General features: G+C 40.0%; 18 protein-coding genes. 1 reads left to right on the forward strand and 17 read right to left on the reverse strand.

Features of this window, described 5'->3' with window-relative positions:
• Positions 1–179: 179 nt before the first annotated feature.
• From ftsX to HMPREF1125_RS03490, 17 genes are all read right to left on the reverse strand, one after another.
• Positions 180–1,106 carry a permease-like cell division protein FtsX gene (gene ftsX, locus HMPREF1125_RS03410; RefSeq protein ID WP_000625557.1) on the reverse strand — a complete coding sequence of 309 codons (927 nt, stop codon included), beginning with the start codon at positions 1,104–1,106 and terminating at the stop codon, positions 180–182.
• A complete protein-coding gene (gene ftsE, locus HMPREF1125_RS03415; protein ID WP_000022271.1) occupies positions 1,099–1,791 on the reverse strand; it encodes a cell division ATP-binding protein FtsE in 693 nt (230 codons plus the stop codon). Before ftsE ends, ftsX begins: the two co-directional genes overlap by 8 nt.
• Positions 1,792–1,808: 17 nt before the next feature.
• Positions 1,809–2,904 (reverse strand): peptide chain release factor 2 gene (gene prfB, locus HMPREF1125_RS03420; RefSeq protein ID WP_142357139.1). Its coding sequence is split into 2 segments (ribosomal slippage): positions 1,809–2,831 and positions 2,833–2,904, totalling 1,095 coding nucleotides; the frame shifts between segments, so codons are not numbered across the junction.
• A 110-nt stretch (positions 2,905–3,014) separates the two neighbouring features.
• Positions 3,015–3,671 (reverse strand): CBS domain-containing protein, encoded by a 657-nt coding sequence (locus HMPREF1125_RS03425; protein ID WP_000268649.1) that lies wholly within the window; start codon positions 3,669–3,671, stop codon positions 3,015–3,017.
• A 152-nt stretch (positions 3,672–3,823) separates the two neighbouring features.
• The gene (locus HMPREF1125_RS03430) at positions 3,824–5,251 is read right to left on the reverse strand and encodes a cytosine permease (RefSeq protein ID WP_000041474.1); all 1,428 of its coding nucleotides are present in this window, start codon (positions 5,249–5,251) and stop codon (positions 3,824–3,826) included.
• Position 5,252: 1 nt separating this feature from the next.
• Entirely contained in the window at positions 5,253–5,438 is a 186-nt protein-coding gene (locus HMPREF1125_RS03435; protein ID WP_000859102.1) for a hypothetical protein, read from the reverse strand.
• Position 5,439: 1 nt separating this feature from the next.
• Positions 5,440–7,218: a phosphotransferase gene (locus tag HMPREF1125_RS03440; RefSeq protein WP_000255712.1), complete on the reverse strand. Its 1,779-nt coding sequence runs from the start codon at positions 7,216–7,218 to the stop codon at positions 5,440–5,442.
• A gap of 476 nt (positions 7,219–7,694) precedes the next feature.
• On the reverse strand, positions 7,695–8,405 hold the full coding sequence (locus HMPREF1125_RS03445) for an ABC transporter ATP-binding protein (protein WP_001132116.1): 711 nt from the start codon (positions 8,403–8,405) through the stop codon (positions 7,695–7,697).
• Positions 8,405–9,169: an ABC transporter ATP-binding protein gene (locus HMPREF1125_RS03450; RefSeq protein WP_001186017.1), complete on the reverse strand. Its 765-nt coding sequence runs from the start codon at positions 9,167–9,169 to the stop codon at positions 8,405–8,407. Before HMPREF1125_RS03450 ends, HMPREF1125_RS03445 begins: the two co-directional genes overlap by 1 nt.
• Positions 9,169–10,125, reverse strand: coding sequence for a branched-chain amino acid ABC transporter permease (locus HMPREF1125_RS03455; RefSeq protein ID WP_000856264.1), 957 nt, complete (start codon positions 10,123–10,125; stop codon positions 9,169–9,171). Before HMPREF1125_RS03455 ends, HMPREF1125_RS03450 begins: the two co-directional genes overlap by 1 nt.
• Before the next feature lie 3 nt (positions 10,126–10,128).
• Positions 10,129–10,998 (reverse strand): branched-chain amino acid ABC transporter permease, encoded by an 870-nt coding sequence (locus HMPREF1125_RS03460; protein ID WP_000941408.1) that lies wholly within the window; start codon positions 10,996–10,998, stop codon positions 10,129–10,131.
• Positions 10,999–11,117: 119 nt separating this feature from the next.
• Positions 11,118–12,278: an ABC transporter substrate-binding protein gene (locus HMPREF1125_RS03465; protein WP_000726135.1), complete on the reverse strand. Its 1,161-nt coding sequence runs from the start codon at positions 12,276–12,278 to the stop codon at positions 11,118–11,120.
• A gap of 88 nt (positions 12,279–12,366) precedes the next feature.
• Positions 12,367–12,636 carry a YlbG family protein gene (locus tag HMPREF1125_RS03470; protein ID WP_000462106.1) on the reverse strand — a complete coding sequence of 90 codons (270 nt, stop codon included), beginning with the start codon at positions 12,634–12,636 and terminating at the stop codon, positions 12,367–12,369.
• 78 nt (positions 12,637–12,714) lie between these two features.
• Positions 12,715–13,305, reverse strand: a complete 591-nt coding sequence (gene clpP, locus HMPREF1125_RS03475; protein WP_000613469.1) for an ATP-dependent Clp protease proteolytic subunit ClpP — start codon at positions 13,303–13,305, stop codon at positions 12,715–12,717.
• 173 nt (positions 13,306–13,478) lie between these two features.
• The gene (upp, locus tag HMPREF1125_RS03480; RefSeq protein WP_000515974.1) at positions 13,479–14,108 is read right to left on the reverse strand and encodes a uracil phosphoribosyltransferase; all 630 of its coding nucleotides are present in this window, start codon (positions 14,106–14,108) and stop codon (positions 13,479–13,481) included.
• 88 nt (positions 14,109–14,196) lie between these two features.
• Positions 14,197–14,664, reverse strand: coding sequence for a deoxycytidylate deaminase (locus HMPREF1125_RS03485; RefSeq protein ID WP_000136988.1), 468 nt, complete (start codon positions 14,662–14,664; stop codon positions 14,197–14,199).
• An 18-nt stretch (positions 14,665–14,682) separates the two neighbouring features.
• Positions 14,683–15,240 carry a TetR/AcrR family transcriptional regulator gene (locus HMPREF1125_RS03490; RefSeq protein ID WP_000003897.1) on the reverse strand — a complete coding sequence of 186 codons (558 nt, stop codon included), beginning with the start codon at positions 15,238–15,240 and terminating at the stop codon, positions 14,683–14,685.
• Positions 15,241–15,364: 124 nt separating this feature from the next.
• Here HMPREF1125_RS03490 and HMPREF1125_RS03495 point away from each other — a divergent pair, with 124 nt between their 5' ends.
• Positions 15,365–16,210, forward strand: coding sequence for a DegV family protein (locus HMPREF1125_RS03495; protein WP_000219946.1), 846 nt, complete (start codon positions 15,365–15,367; stop codon positions 16,208–16,210).
• Positions 16,211–16,215 lie beyond the last annotated feature (5 nt).

Consider the following 16,215-nt stretch of genomic DNA (forward strand, 5'->3'; position numbering starts at 1 on the left):
AAAACGTTTGCACTTATTTATAATTCAATTATACCACTTTATTTTTTTTTGTAAAGGCTTTTATAAAAAATTGTCTACTTTTTTTAATTTTTAGAAGAAAAAAGAGAAGTTTACGAAAACTTCTCTTTTAAAAATGTATCATTTTTCTGATTTGTTCTGCAATTTGCATTTATATCCAATTAGATTTTCAAGAATCGACGCATCGAAATTCCTGAACCAATTGAACCAATGAAAATTCCGATTACAAATAGTAGAACTGTCATCAAAGGGACAAACACATCTGGCGTAATCATTGATAAGTTTTGACCTACCAAGGATTTATTGACCGATTGATAAACGATATTGTAAACAAAGAATACAAGAACTGAGGGAATCGCTGCGCCAAGCAAGCCAATAAAAGCACCTTCTAGCAAGAATGGGCCACGGATATAACCATTTCTCGCTCCAACAAGACGCATGATCTGAATCTCACGACTACGTGAAATAATGGTAATACGGATGGTATTGGAAATGAGGAAGACTGCGATAAAAATCAAGAGTCCTGCAATAACCAATCCCCAAACACGGATAAAGGAAGCCAGTTCGAAAAGTCGTTGAGTGTTGGCTCCACCATCTTGAACTTCTGATACTCCCTCAATTTTCTTCGCTTCTTCAGCTACTGTTTTAACATCACTTGGAGAATTTGTATCGACGATATAGGCATCATAGAGAGGATTTGCATCCCCTTCAAAGACCTTCCAATCGTCACCCATGGTTTCCGTCAGTTTCTCGTATTGTTCTTCTTTACTTGAGAAGGTAACACTTTTTACAGCAGGCATCGCCTTCAAAGCATCATAGACCTTGTGGTAGTCATTATTGGTAACTGTCTGACCTTCTTTTTCAATCGTTTCACTGTTATCTGCTACATCCTTACGAATGTAGACCATAACACGAACGTTGTTTTCAATATCGGTAGCCAGTTTTGCTGTATTAAAAATTACAGATGCAAACAAGGCAACGAGTGTTAAGGTAATCATAACCGAACTCACTGCTGCTACTGTCATCCAGCCATTTCGTTTTAAACTTTTTAATGATTCAAATAAATGGCGAAAAAATCTACTAATCATCGTATCCATATTCTCCTTTAGCTTCGTCACGAACGACACGGCCATTTTCAATGGCAATGACACGGTGGCGCAAGGTATTTACGATTTGGCTGTTGTGGGTCGCCATCAAAACAGTTGTACCTTGAAGATTGATGCGTTCCAACAGATTCATAATTTCCCACGAATTATCTGGGTCCAAGTTTCCTGTTGGTTCATCAGCAATCAATACTTTAGGATTGTTGACAATCGCACGGGCAATCGCAATCCGTTGCTGTTCTCCACCTGAGAGTTCATTCGGGAAAGAACGAACCTTGTGTTTTAAACCTACTAGGTCCAATACTTCCATAACACGTTTTTTGATGTTACGGCGATTCTCTCCGATAACTTCCATTGCGTAGGCAATATTCTCATAAACCGTTTTCTTAGGCAAGAGTTTGTAATCTTGAAAGACAACCCCGACACTACGACGTAGAAGCGGGATATCTTTCTTCTTGATTTTAACTAGATTAAAGCCTGCAACTGATAGGCTTCCTTTTTCGATCTTTACTTCTCGGTATAAAGCTCGAATAAAGGTTGACTTACCTGCCCCAGAAGGTCCTACGATATAGGCAAACTCTCCTGGTTCAATGGTAACAGAGACACCACGCAGGGCAGTCGTTCCATTGTCATACTTTTTGACAACATCTCTCATTTCAATGATTGACATATGAGTTCCTTTCTTTCTTAGCTAATTCGCCACTTGAGATAGGCATCGATGAAACCATCAAGGTCTCCATCCATAACCTTATCTACTTGGGAAACTTCAAAGCTTGTACGGTGATCTTTTACCATAGTATAAGGTGTGAAGACATAAGAACGAATCTGACTTCCCCATGTAATTTCTTTTTTCTCACCTTTGAGGGAATCAACTTCCGCAGCTTTCTTTTCTTGCTCCATCTGATAGAGTTTAGCCTGCAACATCTTCATGGCACGATCTCTATTTCCATACTGGGTACGATCGACCGTTGATTGGACGACAGTTCCTGTAGGAATGTGTGTCAAACGCACACCTGTTGAAACTTTATTTACGTTTTGTCCACCAGCACCACCTGAACGGAAGGTATCCATTTTGATATCATCTTCACGAATCTCCACTTCGATAGTATCATCCAGTTCAGGCATAACCTCTACGGATGTAAATGAAGTATGGCGACGTTTGGCAGAGTCAAATGGTGAAATACGAACCAAACGGTGAACACCCATTTCTGATTTAAGTAGGCCATAAGCATTCGGTCCTTCAAAAGACAAGGTCACAGACTTGATACCTGCTTCATCACCTGCCTGGTAATCCAAAACTTCTACTTTAAAGCCTTTGGCATTTCCATAACGGGTGTACATGCGGAGCAACATATCACCCCAGTCCTGAGCCTCAGTACCACCAGATCCTGGATGAATTTCCAAGATGGCATTATTATGGTCATAAGGTTCTGACAAGAGAAGGGTCATCTCGTAGTTGGCCATCATCTTATCCAACTCGGTTAGCTGCTCGACCAGTTCATCATGGACTGACTCGTCTTCTGCTAAGAAGTCCAATAAAATCTCAACTTCATCCTGCAACTCTTCCATTTTACGGAAGGTATTGTAGGTATTTTTTAATTCATTTAATTCTTGCGACGTTTTTTGGGCCGCGATATTATCGTTCCAAAAATCAGGTTCTGTCATCTTGTTTTCCAAGATGGCAATCTCTTCCTCTAAGCCTTCGAGGTCAAAGAGACCCCCTGAAAGAAGCTAATTTTTCACGATTTGCGTCAATTTTTTGACGAATTTCTGAAATGTCCATAGATACTCCTTTTCATATCGTTTTATTATACCATAATCTCTCATTTCTTTCCATATTTTGCTTTTCACCGCTTTTGATGGCAAAAGAAAAGAGGCTCTAAAGCCTCTTGTTTAAAGGACTTTAGCAGAGGTATGAGTGATCTCCTCCACTTGAATTCCTTCTTTTTCAAACTTATCCTTTAATGCAGTCAAATCGATTTTTCCATCAATTTGAACTTCGATGACGACCTTGCCATCCTTACGTGGAATGTTTACAGTATGGGAAATATTTAAATCCTCTTCTACAATTAAAGCTACAATTTTCCCCAGTACACCGACTTCATTTTCTGTGATAAAACGAACACGAATTCCCTCTTCTCCGTATCCGGCAATTTCCAAGAATGCCCGAAAGACATCGCGATCTGTAATTACGCCATAAACTTGATGGTTGTCTACGACTGGTAATATCCCAATTTTATTTTTCAGCATCAGATAGGTCGCATCTTCTAGACTAGCATATCCAGAAACAGTCACGACATCTCGAATCATCACATCTTTTACTTTGGTTTTATTCAAAAGATAATTCATCTCATAGATAGAGAGACTTGTTGCTTTAGATGGGCTGGCTTCCGCGATGGTTCCTTCTGTTACCAATCCGACTAATTGATCGTTTTCGATAACAGGTAAACGGTGCAAGCCTTGCTCGCGCATCAAATCTGCTGCGTGTGCTACAGTCGTATCTGGACTGATATAAACTACCTTACGGGTCATGAAATCTTTAACTGCCATGAGACTTCTCCTTCTATATTGCTACTTTTATTATACACTTTCTTAGAAAATCTATCAAACGCTTTCATCTCTTTTTCAAGATTTTGAATAATCTGAGAAGTTTGCATAAAATGCCAGTGTAAGTTAAAAGGGAACCGAAGTTCCCTCTCTTCTTAAATCGTAACAGTGTCTCGATCTTTTATCATATAACGTTTCAATGGGCTAAGACTAGCTAGCCAGTATAGTAGACCACCAAATAGCGCAGTAAAACCACTACCCGTTGTGATTAAAAAGATTGGACTTTGAATTTGTGCAGTTACAGGGTTGTAAACAAATAGTACCGCTACCAATAAGGAGATAAATACGCAAGACAAGCCAACTAAGTTAAATCCTTTGGTAAACTCGTAGGCGTCATGCCCTTCAAGGAAATAGGCTGACCGCAAGTCGAGTTTTCGTTTTCTTAAGATAAAATAGTCAACAACAATCATACCAATAATTGGCCCCTGAATATAGGCTGCTAGGGAGATGAAGGATCCGAAATACTCTTCTACTCCTCCCCAGATAGTGAGTAGACTCACGTAGACCATGGCAATCCAAACCATTAGTTTATAGCTTACTTTGGGCATTCCACTTTTGACAATCATACAGTTCACGTATGATCCTGTCCCCTGGGTTCCAATATTGGCAAAGGCTACTAGTAGTAGACTTAAGAGAGCAAAGGCAGGTGTGCTTAGAGTTGATAGCATGGTTGTTGGATCACTTTCATAAACACCTGTTTTAACAAACATGGCCAAAGCCATCACTCCACCTGTCGCAACGAAGAAGGGCGCAACAACTCCGTATGATAAGGCTGTAGCCCAATAGCCACTACGTTCTGATTTTGCCAAACGCGGTAAAACCAATGCTTGTGTAGACCAAGAGAAGGCAAAGGCTACATTTCCTTCTCCAGAAAGCATGAAGCGTTCTAATGGCGTCAAATCTCCTTGAGTGGCTGGTTGAATGTTCATAATGTCAGTGATAGGCACAGCTACAAAACAGATTCCAACAATAATCAGACCAACAATCAACAGGGCGATAACCAAGAAGCGATTGGTCCATTTGATCACCTCTGGACCCCCTAGAGCAATGAGAGTTCCAAGAAGAACACAGAGTGTACCAAGAATAGGCGCCCATACTCCCTTGTCTAAACCAAGTCCAAAATTGTTTGCCAAATGAATCATGGAACTGGCAAAAAGATTAGCTGCAACGGCGTACCAGCCAAAGTTAGCCAAGCTAATAATAGTTGATAGCAAGGCCACCCCTTTTCTACCTAGAACGGCTCTCAACCAAATCCACAAATCAATTCCATATTTAACAGCAAACAAGATTGGGAGACATTCGATAAAAACCCAGATAATGTTGAAACTAAAAATATTAATCAACATTTGATTAAAGGTCAAATATTGAGCTACATAAGCCCCTTGGGTATAACACCAAGTAGCAATGGCAAAACCACTTGTCGATAGAAAAAGATCCCAAAAAGAATACTGACGATCCTTATTGGTCATGGGAACAATTCCTGTTATGGTTTCTTGTTGGATATAGTCATTCATTTTAGACATATTATTGAATTCCTCCCGTCATTGCTAAGATAATCAAAATAAGGTTGATTAGGACTATGGAGATGATTAAAATGAAATCACTTTTTAGGAAGGGTTGAACAAACTCGTAGTTTGGAGACTCCATTTCTTCCAATCTTCTCTTTGTTTCAGTTGCTACTAATTCTTCAATTTCGGATGTCGTTTTCATCTCAGTTTTCCTCCAAATACAAATCAAGGGCCAGTTGTCCATATTGTTTGGTATAGCGATACCAGATGTAAAGAAATTCACCAACTGGTTTTCCGACACTCTCCTGGAACAAAGCCCATAAGAACCAATAATATGAGGTCACTGCGACATAAGCTAAGTAGTGACGTTTGGTTTTCTTATCTGGTACTTCTTGTAGATACAATTCCAGTACTTTTTCAGCATCCTCTACGGAATAATTGGAACAAGCGATAAAGGTTCCTAAATCTCCTGCTGGCTCTCCCATTCCAGAATATTCCCAATCAATCAAACTCATTTCGCCTGCTTCATTTAACAAAAAATTAGGACTATAGGAATCTCCATGACAAAGAACAATCTGTTTGGGATCCTTCTGTAAATAATTTTTGAGAATTGAAACAGTTTGATCCAATTCCTCGAGACCATCAAACTCGAATCGATTTCTAGCCTTTAATTTTTCTCTAAAATCATCAATTCCTTCAAATTGGTCAAAGGAATGTCCCGTTTTTTCTCCAGATTGGTGTAACCGTCTCAAGAGATCCATTGCTTGTGCCACATCATCCCAATTTTCATAATCAAGTTGCTTAGCATTAGGGATAAATTCTGAAATTTTCCAGCCCTCATCCTTGTTCATGGCAACAAAGGTACGGTCAATCTTCAATTTTGCAGCAATTTCCATGGAAGCTGCCTCGCTAGCACGATCGATATAATTCTCCGTTCCTCTACCTGGATGACGGTAAACATATTTCCTCCCTAGGCAGTCAAATGAAAATGATGTGTTGGTTAATCCATCTTTTAGTGGTTTGATATTGACAATATCTGAAGCCACACACTTTAATGTCTTACAGATATTATCAATAATGGCCGAATCTGCATTTACCAAATAACGTTCATCAAATTGACGGAGTTCATCTAGTGAATCAAATTCTTTAACAATATCCGCTGAATAGTGACGAGCTTCTAAAAGGAGTTCCTTGACATGGCGACTATAGTAATCCTCCCAAAGCTGTTCACGATAAGGTTCGTGCTTAAACTCGGTTTCTAAAATTTCCTTGAATTTCTCGCTAAATGCACGGTCGAAATAAACGTGCCCCACCATGGCCCAAGTATTTTCCCCACCAATCTGAATATCAATGATCGTGTGATTCGAATCTTTTATAGCACAATATTCGTCCGTTTGACCTTCTGCAAATATGGTCGAGTAGTAACCTCTATAAATATATTGCTCAAACGGATTTTCCACAAAATAATTATCCGATGAACAAATATAAGTGTTGGAAAGTTGATCTTTAACCAACATAAGAGACGAACAGTTATTGTATTTGTAGTAATCATTATTCACTACAATTTTTACACCAAACTTCTCTGCAAGATAGAACATTTTTTCTTGAAGATAGCCTACGATAACGATTATGTCTTCTATTCCTGCTTCTTGCAGTTGTCTGATTTCCCTCTCTATCAAGCGTTCCCCCTTAACTTGAAGCAATCCTTTAGGAATTTCATAAGACAAAGGAGCAAAACGGCTACTCATGCCAGCAGCCATTATAATAGCATTTTCTACTCGATAGGGTTCTAAAACTTTCTGGCCTAGTTCTGTTAAGTGAAGCTCCTCATCAATCCACTTCTCTTCTTTCAGTTTTTTCAACAATGTGTTAATTGTTCCTAAAGATAGGTCTAACTCTCCAGCTAACTGTCTCTGAGTAAATGTATTTTCTTTATGTGTCAACATAAAACGCAAAAGTTTAAATTGTTTTTCTGTTACCATCTCTCAGTCCTCCTGTTCAATTTCCACTTACCCATATTATAATATGAACAAAAAGGACTGTCAATTCAAACACGAAATCATCTAGTTAAAATTAAGGCACCATTTCATTTATTTCCAAAATCCAACTATAAACGAAAAAGCTCCTAAGTTGGAGCTCCAGAACATTTTATCATCTGATGATTAGGAAAGTAAGCCCCTGTTATAGGATGATTGTTTGGCCATCTTCATCTAACGATTGAAATGCCCCCGGGTCTATAGGGAAATTGCTTTCGCAACTCTCATCCACAACCTAAACTAGTCTCCCAGACTAAAGGAGAATAGCTGCACAATTCTTATCCGCCGACTAAAAAGGTCCCCCGGTCTATAGAGGGATTGCGTGCGCAATCTCCATCCGCAACCTAAACTAGTCTCCCAGACTAGAGGAGAATTGCTTGCGCAATTTTTATCCGCCGACTAAAAAGGTCCCCCGGACCTTTTTAGCCACCTAGATATGCTTTTCTGACTTCTTCTGATGAGGCGAGGTCTTTTCCTGTTCCTGATAGGACAATCTTGCCTGTTTCAAGTACATAACCACGGTCAGAGATAGCAAGAGCCTTGTTAGCGTTCTGTTCAATTAGGAGAACTGTCGTTCCTTGCTTCTGAATATCTTGAATGATATCAAAAATTTCTTGGATAAAGATAGGAGCAAGTCCCATTGACGGCTCATCCAAGAGGAGAAGCTTAGGTGTAGACATGAGAGCGCGTCCCATAGCCAGCATCTGCTGTTCACCACCTGAAAGAGTTGCCGCATCTTGGTTTTTGCGTTCTTCCAGACGAGGGAAACGTGAAAAGACTTTTTTCAAGTTGGCTTGATTTTCTTCACGATTTTTCTTCAAGAAAGCTCCCATTTCCAAGTTTTCCATAACAGTCAAACCTGGGAAAACATGGCGTCCCTCAGGAACTTGTGAAAGGCCACCTGCCACGATTTTTTGCGCTGGCAACTTTTGAATTTCTTTTCCCAAAAACTGAATTTTACCAGCACTTGGGCGAACCAAACCTGAAAGGGTACGAAGAATGGTTGTTTTACCAGCACCATTGGCACCGATAAGGGAAACAACTTCTCCTTCATTAACCTCGAAACTCACATCACGAACTGCTTGGATCATACCATAATGTACAGAGAGGTTTTCAACTTTTAACATAGGCATTAGGCTTCACCTCCTAGATAAGCTTCGATAACACGTTTATTCGTCTTAATTTCGTCAGGAGTTCCCTGAGCAATCAAGCGACCATATTCAAGAACATAGATACGCTCAGTGACTTCCATAACCAAATTCATGTCATGTTCGATAAGCATGATGGTAATTTTAAATTCATCTTTGATACGACGGATCAGTTCTGTCAATTCAGCTGTTTCTTGAGGATTCATCCCAGCTGCCGGTTCATCCAAAAAGAGGATTTTAGGTTCAGTTGCCAGAGCACGAACGATTTCTAATCGACGTTGTTGACCATAGGCCAGATTCTTGGCAAGAGTATCTGCATCACTATCCAAATCAAAAATCTTTAGCAAGTCCAAAGCTTTGCTTTTTAATTCTTCCTCATTCTTATAAAAAGCTGGTAGACGTAGAAAGCTCGCAAGGACATGCTGTTTATGATGATTGCTAAATGCAATCAAAACATTTTCCAAAACTGTCAAGTCCTTGAACAAACGAATATTTTGGAAGGTACGACTGAGACCAAGTGAGGCAATCTTGTAGGGAGTTTTCCCATTTAGGAGGTGACCATCTAGTGTCACAGTACCTTCGCTTGGTTCATAAACACCGGTCAAGAGATTGAAAAGGGTTGTCTTACCAGCCCCGTTTGGTCCAATCAGACCAACCAATTCTCCCTCGTTCAATTCAAGAGTGACATCTCCAACAGCTGTTAGACCGCCAAAATGTTTGGTTAACTGTTTAACTTCAAGTAATGCCATTAGTTTTGTCCCTCCTTCTTAGATTTTTTAAAGAAACGTGATAGACTTAATTCCCATGTCCCAAGAAGTCCACCTGGTCTGAAAATCATGACCAATACAAGAGCCAAGGCATAGATAATCATACGTACGCTAGCAACATCTTGAAGGAGCATATTTAAAATTCCTAAAACAATCGCTGAAACGATGGTACCAGTAATCGATCCAAGTCCACCAAATACAACGATAATCAACACATTGATGGAATTAATAAAGGTGTAATCTTTTGGGACAACAGATCCGATAAATCCAGCCTGAAGTGACCCTGCAATACTTGCAGTAATAGCACCAAAGACAAAAGCGATGATCTTGATCTTTGTAGTGTTTACCCCAACAGACTCTGCAGCAATCTCATCCTCACGAACAGATAGAGTAGAGCGTCCGATTGGACTACGTAAGAAGTTGAGAGTTGCAATAGTTGTGATCACCACAAATAGATAAACCATTTGCCAGTTGGTAAAGTTTGGAATACCCAAGATACCAGCGGCACCATTGGTCAAACTGCCACCATTAATGATAAAGATACGGATGATTTCTGAAACACCTAGTGTTGCAACAGCCAGATAGTCCCCCTTCAAGCGTAGAGTTGGAATCCCAACAAGCAAAGCAACTGCACCAGAAATCAAGGCACCCAAGACCATTGCTCCAAAGAAGGCACCATAGGTTGGTGATTTTGAACCAATAATCGCTGCTGCATAAGCCCCAATCGCCATAAAACCTGCATGACCGAGTGAAAATTGTCCTGAAAAACCAACGATTAAGTTCAAACCTACTGCAAGGATAATATTAATCCCAATTTGTTCTAAAATTTGAACATGGAATAGATTGAGAACACCAACAGAAACCAGTACGCTAATCAATCCATAACCCGCTAACAGAAGGAATAACCAGAGAATATTTACTTTAAGATTTGTCTTCATTGTTTACACCTTCTCTTTCATATTCTTACCAAGGATACCTGCAGGACGAATAATCAGAATTAAAAGCAAGATCCCATATACGATAGCATCACGGAAATCAGACATACCGAAGGCAGTTGCAAAAGTTTCCAACAAGCCAATCACAAATCCTCCTAGAGCTGCACCAGGAATAATCCCGATACCACCAAGTACGGCTGCAACGAATGATTTCAGACCTGGAGTCACGCCCATCAAAGGTTCAAGAGAGTTGTAGTAAAGGGCAATGAGGACACCTGCCGCACCAGCAAGGGCTGAACCCAAAGCAAAGGTAAAGCTGATTGTACGATTTACATTAATTCCCATCAATTGAGCTGCGTCACTATCAACTGATACCGCACGCATGGCTTTCCCCATTTTTGTTTTTTGGACGATTAATTGCAATAAAACCATCAAGAGTACAGAAACTGCTAAAATCATCAATTGAACATTTGTCAAGCTAATTGGTCCCAAGTCAAAGCGGACTGTTTCAATTGCTTGAGGAAAGGCACGAGTATTGGCACCTACTAGATAAACCATTCCGTATTCCAGTAGGAAAGACACTCCGATGGCAGTAATCAATACGGCAATACGTGTAGAGTGTCGCAAAGGACGGTAAGCAAGAAATTCAATCACAACACCAAGTAGTGCGGTTCCTGCCATTGAAATAATCAAAGCTAAAAAGAAATCCATTTGGAAGGAATTAATCAAAAAGTAACCAATAAAGGCACCTATCATATAAATATCACCGTGGGCGAAGTTGATGAGTTTGATAATTCCATAAACCATGGTATAACCCAAGGCCAAAAGTGCATAAACACTACCCAGGATTAAACCATTCACAAGTTGTTGGAGCATAGCATTCACTCTTTTCTATCGTTATTTTTTAGAAAATTTCATCATTTTCACAAGTTCATAAACACCGAAACAGGGAGTGAGTCAAAGGCTCATTCCCTATTTCAACTACTATTCTAATGTTATGGTTTTACAACTTCTGCTGCTTCTACTTTACCATTGTTCATGGTCATCATGTAAGCAGTTTTCACTGTATTGTGGTCAGCATCAAAGCTCGTTTGACCAGTTACACCATCAAAATCTTTTGTTTTAGCAAGGTTATCCTTGATTTCACCTGAGTTTTTAGCACCTTTTGCAGCATTGGCTACTAGGTAAACTGAGTCATAAGCCAAGGCTGAGAAGGTTGAAGGTTCTTCATTGTATTTAGTACGGTATGCTTCAAGGAAGGCTTTAGCTTTTTCAGAAACATCAACTGTAGTTGAGAATCCTGAGATGAAGTAAATGTTTGATGCTTTTTCAGCTGTTGCTTGTTGAACAAATTCTTCACCGTTAAATCCATCACCACCAACGATTGGTTTATCAATTCCCATACCACGGGCTTGGTTTACGATTTTACCTGCTTCTGTGTAGTAGCCTGGGACAACGATAGCGTCAAACTCTTTCCCTTTCATTTTAGTAAGGGCTGCTTGGAAGTCTGTATCACCTGCTACAAACGTTTCATCTGCTACAATCTCACCCTTGTAGGTTTCACGGAAAGATTTAGCAATACCTTTAGCATAGTCACTAGCATTGTCAGTATAAAGAACAACCTTCTTAGCATTCAATTTGTTTGTCACATAGTTTGAAATAATCTTCCCTTGGAAGCTATCTTGGAATGTTCCGATAAATAGGTAATCTTGACCTTTAGTCAATCCATCTTGAGTAGCACTTGGTGAGATCAATGGCACTCCTGCTTTGGTAGCGTTAGCTACAGCTGCAGCAGTTGCACCAGATGTCGCAGGTCCTACAATAGCTGCCACTTTTGATTGGGTTACAAGGTTCGTTGTAACAGAAGCTGCTTCGGCAGTTTCTGACTTGTTGTCTTTGTCTACAACTTCGATTTGTTTTCCATCGATACCACCTGCTGCATTGATTTCATCAACGGCAAGTTGGGCCCCTTTTTGTTCAGATGTTCCGTAGGCTGCTACGGCACCTGTTTCTTCAAAGTTAAAACCGATTTTGATAGTCTTTTCGTCTACTGGGTTACCAGTTGTATTTGACGCTCCTGACTTGACCTCTCCACAAGCAGCGAGAAGGGCTACGCTAGCAAGAGCCACAAAAGATAGGGCAAATTTTTTCTTCATTTTTAATCTCCTTATAATGTTGTTCCAAAATAGTATGTTAAGAATATACCGAATTATCAGAAAATTGTCAACCTTTTTATTCACTTTTTTAAATGATAACGTTTTCTTCATTTCGATAGAGATTCCCAACAAAAGGAGTTTCTAACTCTTGAATGTGACACCGTCTAATTTTCTTGATATATCTTTCCTTACCTAATCTCTCAACTAAGTCATCTAGCTCCTCAGTTGGAACATAGAGCTGCAAGTAACGATGTTTTTTGGAATGGTAACAGATATCACCGCATTCCTGAAGTTTTTTTGCATCCCGATTATAGTAGAGATAGATGATTAATCCAGATCGATTTGTTTTTTCAAACATGAGGAATCCTCTTTCTAAGAAATCTTCCCCTATTATACCAAAAAAAGCAAACCCCGTCGAGTTTGCTTTTTAGGTTGGTTAGCTCAAAGAGTTGTTGGCCATGATTTCATCAATAAAACCATACTCAAGTGTTTCTTGGGCACTCATCCAGTAATCACGTTCTGCGTCTACATGAATTTGCTCAACTGTTTTACCAGAGTTATCTGCAAGAATTTGCTCCAAAGTCTTACGAGTTTTAAGTAAGTGCTCTGCAGCGATTGCCATATCTGTCTGTTGGGTACCACCACCTGTACCACCCATTGGTTGGTGAATCATGTACTCTGCATTTGGAAGCATGAAACGTTTGCCTTTTGCGCCACTTGATGCAATGACAGTCCCCATGGATGCAGCCATCCCCATAACGATTGTTTGGACATCTGCCTTGATAAAGTTCATGGTATCAACGATTGCCAAACCAGCTGAAACAGAGCCCCCAGGTGTATTGACATAAAGGTAAATATCTTTTGTACTGTCTTGGGCATCCAAGAAGAGCAATTGGGCAATAACGGAGTTGGCCATGTTGTCTTCAACTGGTCCAGTCAACATGATGATACGATCTTTTAGTAGACGTGAGTAAATATCATATGAACGTTCTCCACGGCTTGTTTGTTCAATAACTACAGGAATCATTCATTTCTCCTTTTAATGTTGAATTTTCTTAGTCTTACGACTCAATACAGAACTATTATATCTTTTTGGTCAAAAAAGGTCAAATTTTTGCTCTATTCTCTAAACAGAAACAAAAACTCAACCTCCTTTCAAGTTAAAAACGAACTTCTAGTTTCAATATTTACTTTGGGATTTTATTTAGTACCGAACAAGCGGTCTCCAGCATCTCCAAGACCTGGAACGATATAACCGTGTTCGTTCAAGCGTTCATCCAAGGCTGCTGTAAAGATCTCTACATCTGGGTGTGCTTCTTGAAGAGCTTTCACTCCTTCTGGAGCAGATACTAGGCAAACAAACTTGATATTTGAAGCGCCACGTTTTTTAAGCGAATCTACAGCCAAGATAGCTGAGCCACCTGTTGCCAACATTGGATCAACGACAAAGATTTGTCGTTGGTCAATATCCTCAGGCAATTTCACCAAGTATTCAACTGGTTGAAGGGTTTCTTCATCACGGTACATACCGATGTGACCAACTTTGGCTGCTGGAACCAAGCTCAAGAGCCCATCTACCATCCCGATACCTGCGCGCAAGATTGGGACAATCGCCAATTTTTTACCAGCCAATTGTTTTTGAACGGTCTTTGTGATAGGTGTTTCGATTTCAACGTCTTCAAGTGGAAGATCACGAAGTACTTCATATCCCATCAACATTGCGATCTCATCTACTAGCTCACGGAAAGCTTTTGTGGAAGTGTCTGTACGACGCAAGATAGACAATTTGTGCTGAATGAGTGGATGATTAATGACTTCAATTTTTCCCATTTTCTGAGTTCCTTCTTTCAATTTATTCTTCTTATTATATCAAAAAACGGTTTAAAAAGCTTTCTAAACCATTTATTTTAATTAATTTTTAAATCAAATCTGCCTCTTGAAGAGCTGTCTGAACAGTCTCTAATGGTAAATGGGTCAACTCGGTGCCTTTTTCGTGATAAAGGTATTTGGCATAGTCGTCCATACGATACTGATTGATATAAACCACACGTTTGCAGCCGACTTGTAGCAGTTGTTTGGTGCAGTTCAGACAAGGGAAATGGGTCACATAGGCTGTAAATCCTCTGGGAACCCCACGTTCGGCTCCCTGTAAGATGGCATTGACCTCAGCATGAAGAGTTCGGACACAGTGTCCTTCAATGACCAGACATTCGTGGTCAATACAGTGCTCCGTTCCTGATACAGAACCATTGTAACCTGTTGAAATGACCTTATTATCCTTGACTAGGACAGCTCCTACTTTGGCGCGTTTACAAGTAGAACGATTGGCAATCAGTAAGGCCTGGGCTGCAAAGTACTCATCCCAAGCCAGTCTTTTTTCTGTCATAAGTCTTCTCCTTTTCCTCTATTTTTTGAAAAATGGCAAGCGTAAATCAGCAATCTTTTCAGCTGGAACCTTCATACCATCCTTGATCCATTTGAGCAGAACCGATACGATGGCAGAACTCCAAAAGGAATGAAGGTAGCTGCTGACACCTTTTGATTTTCCGTGGTATTTTTCCAGAAATTCCTGCATGGCTTGGACAAAAATCTTTTCCAAGTGGTAGTCCAAAGCAAGTTGGATAACCTTAGCTTCTTTCTTTGCTGCCCGAAAAAGATGAACCCAGACCAGATAAAGATCCGTTTTGACATCGTAATGGCTGAGCTGTTCCATGATATTGTGAACACTGCGTTTAAAGACGCTTTCCAAAATCTCTTCTTTGGAGTCATAATTTCGATAGAAGGCAGCACGAGAAACGCCCGCCCGTTTGACCAGCTCTGAAATGCTAATCTTGGCTAAGTCTTTTTTTTCCAGAAGTTGCAAAAGAGCAGTCTCAATCGCTTCTCTGGTCAAGAAATTGGATTCTTGATTTGATTTTCTGAGATTTTCAAGTGATTTTTCAGATATTTTGCGTTCAGACATAACAATTTCTTTCTACTTGTGACAACAGAGAGGTGGTACTTTTGTTTCAAGGGCTTTCATGATATAATTGTAAAAAAAGACAGAACCTTTGTCAATGTATAAGTGACAAAGATGGAGAATTTCTATGACTTGGAAGATTGTAGCTGACTCTGGTTGTGATTATCGTCAACTGGCAACTCCTGCTATTGATACCGAATTTGTGAGTGTTCCTTTAACCATTCAAGTAGCTGATCAGGTCTTTATCGATGATGCCAATCTTGACATTGACCACATGATGGAAACCATGTATGCGACTTCTGAGGCTTCAAAATCAGCCTGTCCTAGCCCTGATGATTACCTGCGTGCATTCGAAGGTGCGAAGCATATCTTTGTCGTTACTATTACTGGTACTCTTTCAGGTAGCCATAATAGTGCTCAACTTGCTAAGAATATCTACCTTGAAGAACACCCTGACACTCAGATTCATGTGATTGATAGTTTATCTGCTGGTGGGGAAGTTGACCTAATTGTAGAAAAAATCAATGACTTGATTGATCAAGGACTTTCTTTTGAGGAAATTGTTGAAGCTATTACAGCCTACCAAGAAAAAACCAAGTTGCTCTTTGTCCTCGCTAAGGTCGATAACTTGGTAAAAAATGGCCGTTTGAGTAAGCTGATCGGTACAGTCGTTGGCCTTCTCAACATCCGTATGGTCGGGGAAGCAAGTGAAACTGGAACCCTAGAACTGCTCCAAAAGGCGCGTGGACCAAAAAAATCCCTTCAAGCAGCCTATGAAGAACTCATCAAGGCTGGCTATACTGGTGGGCGTATCGTCATGGCTCATCGCAGCAATGAAAAATTCTGTCAGCAATTGTCAGACCGCTTGCTGGAAACATTCTCACAAGCTGATATCAATATCATCCCAACATCTGGTCTCTGCAGTTTTTATGCAGAAGATGGCGGTTTGTTGATGGGATATGAAATCAACTAAGATCA

The organism is Streptococcus oralis SK304 (assembly GCF_000287715.1).
Classification (GTDB): Bacteria; Bacillota; Bacilli; order Lactobacillales; family Streptococcaceae; genus Streptococcus; species Streptococcus oralis_Y.